The organism is Pseudomonas sp. MWU15-20650 (genome assembly GCF_023242475.1).
GTDB lineage: Bacteria > Pseudomonadota > Gammaproteobacteria > Pseudomonadales > Pseudomonadaceae > Aquipseudomonas.
In genome coordinates, this window is record NZ_JALJFG010000036.1 from 61,902 (window position 1) to 68,559 (window position 6,658).

Below are 6,658 nucleotides of genomic sequence, written 5' to 3' on the forward strand. Positions count from 1 at the left end.
CTTGGTTTTTTCGCGAGCAAGCTCGCTCCTGCAGGGGGTGATTTTTTTAATGGATTTTAATGAGACACCATGAGCCAGACCGCGACGATTTTAGTCATTGATGACGAACCGCAGATTCGCAAGTTCTTGCGTATCAGCTTGGCCTCCCAGGGCTACAAGGTGATCGAGGCCGGCACAGGCAACGAAGGGCTCGCCCAAGCGGCATTGAGCAAACCGGACTTGCTGGTACTTGACCTCGGCTTGCCCGACATGGACGGTCAGCAAGTGCTGCGCGAGTTTCGCGAGTGGTCGACGGTGCCGGTACTGGTGCTGTCGGTGCGGGCCAGCGAAGTGCAAAAGGTCGAGGCACTGGACAATGGCGCCAATGACTATGTGACCAAACCCTTTGGCATCCAGGAGTTTCTCGCTCGCGTTCGTGCGTTGTTGCGCCAGGCTCCGGCGGGAGAGGCCCAGGAGGCCGCGTTGAGTTTCGGCCCGCTGACGGTAGACCTGGCCTATCGACGCGTACTGCTGGACGGTGCCGAAGTGGCGCTGACCCGCAAGGAGTACGCGGTACTGGCGCAGTTGGCGCGCCATCCTGGCCGGGTGATTACCCAGCAACAACTGCTCAAGGACATCTGGGGGCCGACCCACACCGAAGACAGCCACTACCTGCGTATCGTGGTGGGGCACCTGCGTCAGAAACTGGCGGATGACCCGACTCAACCGCGGTTTATCGTGACTGAGCCAGGGGTGGGGTATCGCTTGCTGGGTGCTTGAGTTTATCGCTGTTTGGGCCGGCCCTTTCGCGAGCAAGCCTGCTCCCACACTTTGAATGTATTCACAGATCAAAATGTGGGAGCGGGCTTGCTCGCGAAGAGGCCATCAGCAACACGCTCAACTCAACTCAACTCAACTCAACTCAACTCAACTCAACTCAACTCTGCTCACTCTCATACCGATCCAACGTATCACTGGCAATCTCACGCCCCAAAGCGATCAACTCCGGCGCTTTATAGAACTCGAAAAACCGGCATACCCGCTTCGGCACGTTGATCAGCACGTCCGGCGGGTACCCGGCGATCTTGTATTGCGCCAATGACGTTTGCATCACCTCGAAACTCTGGTTGATCAGGTCCAGCAGCGACGCAGGGCCGACGTTATCAATGATGAACGAGCCGGTCGCCGACTTGGGGGCGCCGTCTTTTTCCGGCGCAGCGGCCGGTTGCTGGGCTTCGGGTTCGGCAGAGTCCAGCCATGGGTTTATGTCCGCGGCCTGGGCGTGCAGCGCTTCTTGCTCCAGCTTCAACAATTGCTCAGCCTGCTTGCGTCGAAACGGCAAGTGCGAACCCAGTGATTTCACCAGGCTGTCGAAGCGACTCTTGAAGGCGGGCGGGCGTTGGATCACCGGCAACTGGTAGTGCTTCTGGTTGGTGGCATTGAGGTTGACCGCAATGATCAAGTCGCAATGGCTGGACACGACCGGCACGATGGGCAGCGGGTTGAGCAAGCCTCCGTCCACCAGCATACGGTTGCCCTGCATCACCGGCGTGAACAGGCTGGGGATCGCTGCGGAGGCGCGCATGGCCTGGTGCAGGCAGCCCTCCTGGAACCAGATTTCCTGTTGGTTGGTAAGGTCCGTGGCGACGGCGGTGTAGGGGATGCGCAGTTCTTCGATATTGATTTCGCCGACGATCTTGCGGATTTGCCCGAAGACTTTCTCGCCGCGAATCGCCCCCAGGCGAAAGCTCACGTCCACCAGGCGTAGCACGTCGAGGTAGTCGAGGCTTTCGATCCAGTTTCGATACTCGTCCAGTTTGCCGGCAGCATAGATTCCGCCCACCACGGCACCCATGGAGCAGCCGGCGATGCAGGCGATGTCATAACCACGTCGTTCGATTTCTTCGATCACCCCGATGTGGGCGTAGCCCCTGGCCCCACCGGAGCCCAACACTAAGGCAACACGTTTCTTCATGACCTGACCCCTCGAAAAACCAGTGCCCACAATGCACCCATCCAGGCAGAGGCTTCAATCTCCATCAACGGGTGAAATATTTTTCCAGAATACTCAGGGGGCTCGGGTATGCTCTGGCTATAGTCAGTTTGGGTTTCAGGCAGCCGGACAAGGCACTTTTTCTTGTAGGTAGCGTCTATTCCGTACGACTGTTTTTCTTTATTTGAGGTGTTATCGATGAAAGCCTGGATGTGTGTGCCTGTGATCGTGTTGGCCCTGGCCGGTTGCGCCGGGAAAACCGCTTACCGCGACAGCTGCGGCACGCAACTGGATGCAGCGTGGCATGAGCTGGACCTGGCCAAGGCTGAGGGTTTCGCCGGGACCGTGAGTTACTCCAAGGCCCTGTCCCTGTTGACCGGCGCCAAGACCCAGCAGCAATTTGAAGCGTTTGAAGGCTGCTCCAACAAGGCCGAGAAGGCGCGGTTCTACATTCGTGAGTCTCGCGCCGGGCGTTGATCTGTCGCTGCGAGTAGGAATTTTCATCGAAAAGTGAGGGCAGGATGTCAGCTTTGGTCAATCAGTTAGTCGCTCAGGTCATTGGCCTGGAAGTAGGGTTACTGAGCTGCCAGGCTCGCCTCACTGCCGTTACTGACGATGAAGCGCTTCATGATTTGCGCACCACCGTGCGACGCCTGCGCAGTCTGTTGCGTCCTCTGAGAGGGCTGCCGGGTGTCGAACAGCTCGAACTGGCCGCCAGCGCGGTCGGCCAGTTGACTACGCCGCTACGTGACCGCGAGGTCCTCGCGGCGTATTTGCACCAGCACGGTTATCACGACGCGGCTGATCGGCGCTTGCGCCTGCAGCCCGCGGCCTATCGGCAGGTGGCGCAGAGCCCGGAGCTGGCGCAACTGTTATTGATCCTTGATGCATTCCCACGGTTTATCCGGGCGTCCCAGCATCAGAAACTGCTCAAGGGCCTGCGCCCGCGTATCGAAAAACGTTTGGCCAAACAATGGCGCACACTCGATGACGCTCTGCAGGATCCCAGCCATGATCGTCACCGGCTGCGCTTGCTGATCAAGCGGGTGCGCTACGCCGCTGAAGCTTATCCCGAACTGGACACGTTGCCTGATAACGCGATGTCGCGCTTGAAGAATGCCCAAAGCGCACTGGGTGACTGGCATGACTGCTGGCAATGGTTGGCCCAGGCCGGGCACGAGGCGGATTTACAGCCCTGTGTTGCGGTTTGGCATCGCACGATGATCAAGGCACAAGGGCAGGCGGACCAAGTGTTGGAGAAACTGCGCGCCGATTGTTTCTAAAACGGTCCGGTTTTTGGCCGGAATGGGCGCTGTGTCGGCAGGGCCCGATGGTTAAGATCACCCATCGGTTTGATTGATGTGAGGTCGCCATGCGCTTTAGTGATTTGCTCGATGCTGCCCGTCGCCACCCGCTGGATGTCACCATCCCCGCTGAATGGGCGCAAGGCCGCGCAACGTTCGGTGGCCTGGTCGCCGCCTTGCAATACGAAGCCTTGCGTGCGCAGGTGCCGGCTGATCGGCCATTACGCTCCCTGGCCGTCACCTTTGTCGGCCCGGTCGCGCCAGATGTACCTGCCAGCTATCAAGTCGAAGTGCTACGCGAAGGCAAGGCCGTCAGCCAGTTGCTGGGTCGCGTCGTGCAGGACGGTGAAGTGGCGACGCTGGTCCAGGCCAGTTTTGGCGCGCCTCGGGCGTCGGAAATTGCCGTGGCGAGCGAACCGCCGCCCGTGTTCAAACACTGGGATGAGTGCCAGGAGCTGCCCTATATCAAGGGTGTTACCCCCGAGTTCATGCGCCACCTGGCGATGCGCTGGAGTGTCGGCGGCTTGCCGTTTACCGGCAATAAATCCCGCGACATGGGCGGCTGGGTACGGTTACGTGGGGATGTGAAAGAGGAACCACTGACCGAGGCACACATCCTCGCCCTGGTCGACGCCTGGCCGCCGGCCTTGCTGCCGCACCTGAAAAAGCCTGCGCCGGGCAGCACCCTGACCTGGACCATCGAGTTCATCCAGCCGCTACAAGACTTGAGCACCCTCGACTGGTGCCAGTACTACGTGAATATCGAACACGCCCGTGACGGTTACGGTCACGCCGCCGCTGCGTTATGGGGCCCGACCGGCGAGTTGATCGCCATCAGCCGCCAGACCGTGGTGGTGTTCGCCTGACTGCCAGGCAGCGTTCAAAAGAAACGGGCCTGGGCTTCCAGGCGATGGCCATGACGCTGCAACGCCACGCCTGCCACGATGCCGACGACACCTACGGCAAAGCTGACCAGGCTCAGGCTGAACACGCCGGAAACGATCAACAGAAAGCCGATGATAAACAACGGCACAGCGATCAACTGCAGCGCCAGGTTGGTCGGGTGCTGAGGGGTTTGTGGCGAGTGGCGCCATTGCCAGGCGGGGAGATTGGGATGACGTTTGCCCATGATCGTGAATCCTCTGTCCGTTTAAACAACTTGAACAGAGTTTAGGTGGCGGCGGTTGAGGCGGCGAATCAAGACTGACTATGGGGGCCATAGCCTCGCTTTTGTAACGTTTGTTTAATAGCAAGCTGAGTTAGGGAAGGTCTGAAGTACTCACCGATTTTTCATGCACTCTCTGCTTGAGGTTCAAAAAATCATGAGTCGGTCAAAAAATAGGCCTTTCCTGTCCTTAATTCATGGTTCTTTCCTCTAGGCGGCGCAGTACCGACTTTCGGCTCGGGCAATCGCTGGGGCCGGAAGATCATTTGGTTGAGCTGACAAAACCTAAGAATCGACCTTCCTGGATGAGCCAAACCTATTACGACGATGCGCCTGAAACACTGACAGTACGTGAACTGAAAACCGGCGGAAAAATCCTGGTAACTACCTTGAACTGCCCGCAGCAAGTACCCAAAGCTGGGCTCAAATCACTGTACAAAGACCGATGACATGTTGAGCTGGATCTGCGCAATATCAAGACAACGCTGGGGCTTGAAACGTTGAGCTGCAAGACGCCTGGCATGGCTGTAAAAGAGTTATGGGTGTATCTGCTGGCGCATAATTTGATTTGGTTGATCATGGCCAAATCAGCGCTATTAGCTGATTGCTTGCCACGCACGCTTAGCTTTAAACATAGCCTTCAATTATTCCTTGCGATGTGGCAGTACAGCTTCGACGAACAAGACGATAGGGTGCAGGATTTACTCAAGTTGATCGCCAGAAAACGTGTCGGAAACCGGCCGGGACGGATTGAGCCTCGCGCCATAAAACGAAGGCCCAAGCTTTACCCGATGCTGATGTAGACGCGCTCGGCGGCAAGGGCCGGGGTCAGGAAAAATGGACACCCGAAGAAGGTTAAGTATGTGCCATTCGGTCATGGCTCCTTTGGGGTGATTTTTCATTGTTTGGTGTACTACTGAGCGGCTGAAATCGTGCTGCCAGATGACGCTGAGACTGTTGAAGTGTTATTTTTTCCAAGGTTTATAGTTAGGCTGGGTGGTCTGATTGAATGTTGTTTATATAGCTGCAAATTTCGTTTTCGTGTAGTTGGCTGAAGTTGTGTTCCATAAGGTTGAGGAGGGTGTTGTCGTTATCGTTAGTTATGTAAAAAAATTGAGCTGCGGTGTGGGTTTCTGAGTCATAGAATCTGCATAAAATAGTGTCAGGTTGTGACTCCAAGAAAATACTTATTTTTTCAGGAGTGATACTCTTTTCAAAAATTGTCATATTGGTCCAAAGTTTTTCTATTTCGCTTCTGTTTTTTTCAATAATCATTAGAGTGTCGTGAGAACCCTCTAGAGCTAGATTGTCTATATTTCGTGGGCTGTTAGGAAGGTTTCTAATTGTGCTATATATGTTGCTTTTTTTGTTTTTTTTGAATAGGTCTTCAGCGTTCAATGTATTGGTGTGATTTTTTTTGTATAAGTATTCTTCAGTTCTTGAATTGAATGCGGCGCCAGTGGCGGCTCGCCACTCTCTTTTTATAGGCCAGTCTACTAACTGGTCCATGATCTCACACCATGATTCCCACAGGCTATTAAAGTTATGGTTTGTCAATGTTGTAGTAGTGAATTTTACATCGTCTGTAGGGTGTGCGCTTTCCCATGGCCTTATGCCGAATCCGTTTATGTATGCAGTTTTCATTTTTATCTCTTGAAATAGGTATGTGAATCATCACCAACTTTTAACGGGGTTTTGATTTCATTTACTGTGTTTTTAGTGTTGAAGTGAGGTCCGTGGTTGCCCTCTTTGTGACCTAGTGAGTGCTCATAAATTTTAGTTAAGTGGTTCTTTTTTAAGCTGAAAACGTACACTCGCCCTACAGTATGGCGACCCTGATCGCGAATGGTTTCTCGGTAGATGCCTATCGGTTGAGTATTTTTTGGTATGCCTCCAATTTCCTTGGCTCTTCTAAATGCGCCGTTTCTTGAAAATTTGCTATCGAAACCTTTCGGAGGCTCTACATCCCCCCCATTGGTCTTGACGTTTTCCGCAGGATCTTCGAGGCGATGTGCCGGCTTGCATCCATCAATGCCTGGACATCTACTCAACCCCAGCGGATCCACCCACCCGGTGGGATTGGGCACGTACTGGTACCCATTGATCCCACCCGCCAACTTCACCGGATCAGGCGTCAAATAGCGACCAATATCCGGATTGTAGTAGCGATGCCGGTTGTAATGCAGCCCGCTTTCCTGATCGAAATACTGCCCCTGA

The 6,658-nt window shown here is 54.9% G+C and carries 7 protein-coding genes and 2 pseudogenes; 5 read left to right on the top strand and 4 right to left on the bottom strand.

The genetic code is table 11. The features are described from left to right. The first annotated feature begins 69 nt into the window (after positions 1 to 69). A complete protein-coding gene (locus tag M5B43_RS22505) occupies positions 70 to 759 on the top strand; it encodes a response regulator (protein WP_248752140.1) in 690 nt (229 codons plus the stop codon). A gap of 157 nt (positions 760 to 916) precedes the next feature. Here M5B43_RS22505 and M5B43_RS22510 read toward each other — a convergent pair whose 3' ends face one another. Further along, complete coding sequence (locus tag M5B43_RS22510) at positions 917 to 1,954, bottom strand: patatin-like phospholipase family protein (protein ID WP_248752141.1); 1,038 nt, start codon at positions 1,952 to 1,954, stop codon at positions 917 to 919. Between the two features lie 216 nt (positions 1,955 to 2,170). On the opposite strand from M5B43_RS22510, the gene M5B43_RS22515 reads away from it, so the two are divergent. The 3 genes from M5B43_RS22515 to M5B43_RS22525 all read left to right on the top strand — a co-directional run bounded on the left by M5B43_RS22515 (position 2,171) and on the right by M5B43_RS22525 (position 4,142). Further along, positions 2,171 to 2,449 carry a hypothetical protein gene (locus M5B43_RS22515; protein ID WP_010176194.1) on the top strand — a complete coding sequence of 93 codons (279 nt, stop codon included), beginning with the start codon at positions 2,171 to 2,173 and terminating at the stop codon, positions 2,447 to 2,449. Between the two features lie 44 nt (positions 2,450 to 2,493). Beyond that, positions 2,494 to 3,255: a CHAD domain-containing protein gene (locus tag M5B43_RS22520; protein ID WP_248752142.1), complete on the top strand. Its 762-nt coding sequence runs from the start codon at positions 2,494 to 2,496 to the stop codon at positions 3,253 to 3,255. Positions 3,256 to 3,344: 89 nt separating this feature from the next. Further along, positions 3,345 to 4,142 carry an acyl-CoA thioesterase domain-containing protein gene (locus M5B43_RS22525; RefSeq protein ID WP_248752143.1) on the top strand — a complete coding sequence of 266 codons (798 nt, stop codon included), beginning with the start codon at positions 3,345 to 3,347 and terminating at the stop codon, positions 4,140 to 4,142. Positions 4,143 to 4,168: 26 nt separating this feature from the next. Here M5B43_RS22525 and M5B43_RS22530 read toward each other — a convergent pair. After that, a pseudogene (locus tag M5B43_RS22530) lies at positions 4,169 to 4,405 on the bottom strand (terminase); the annotation flags it as partial. A 245-nt stretch (positions 4,406 to 4,650) separates the two neighbouring features. Here M5B43_RS22530 and M5B43_RS22535 point away from each other — a divergent pair. Further along, positions 4,651 to 5,244: pseudogene (locus M5B43_RS22535) on the top strand (transposase); the annotation flags it as partial. A gap of 184 nt (positions 5,245 to 5,428) precedes the next feature. Here the strand turns inward: M5B43_RS22535 and M5B43_RS22540 are convergent. Together M5B43_RS22540 and M5B43_RS22545 are read right to left on the bottom strand one after the other, a co-directional pair. Continuing rightward, a complete protein-coding gene (locus M5B43_RS22540) occupies positions 5,429 to 6,085 on the bottom strand; it encodes a hypothetical protein (RefSeq protein WP_248752144.1) in 657 nt (218 codons plus the stop codon). Positions 6,086 to 6,087: 2 nt separating this feature from the next. After that, the coding region (locus M5B43_RS22545; protein ID WP_248752145.1) for an RHS repeat-associated core domain-containing protein at positions 6,088 to 6,658 on the bottom strand (571 nt) is incomplete at its 5' end.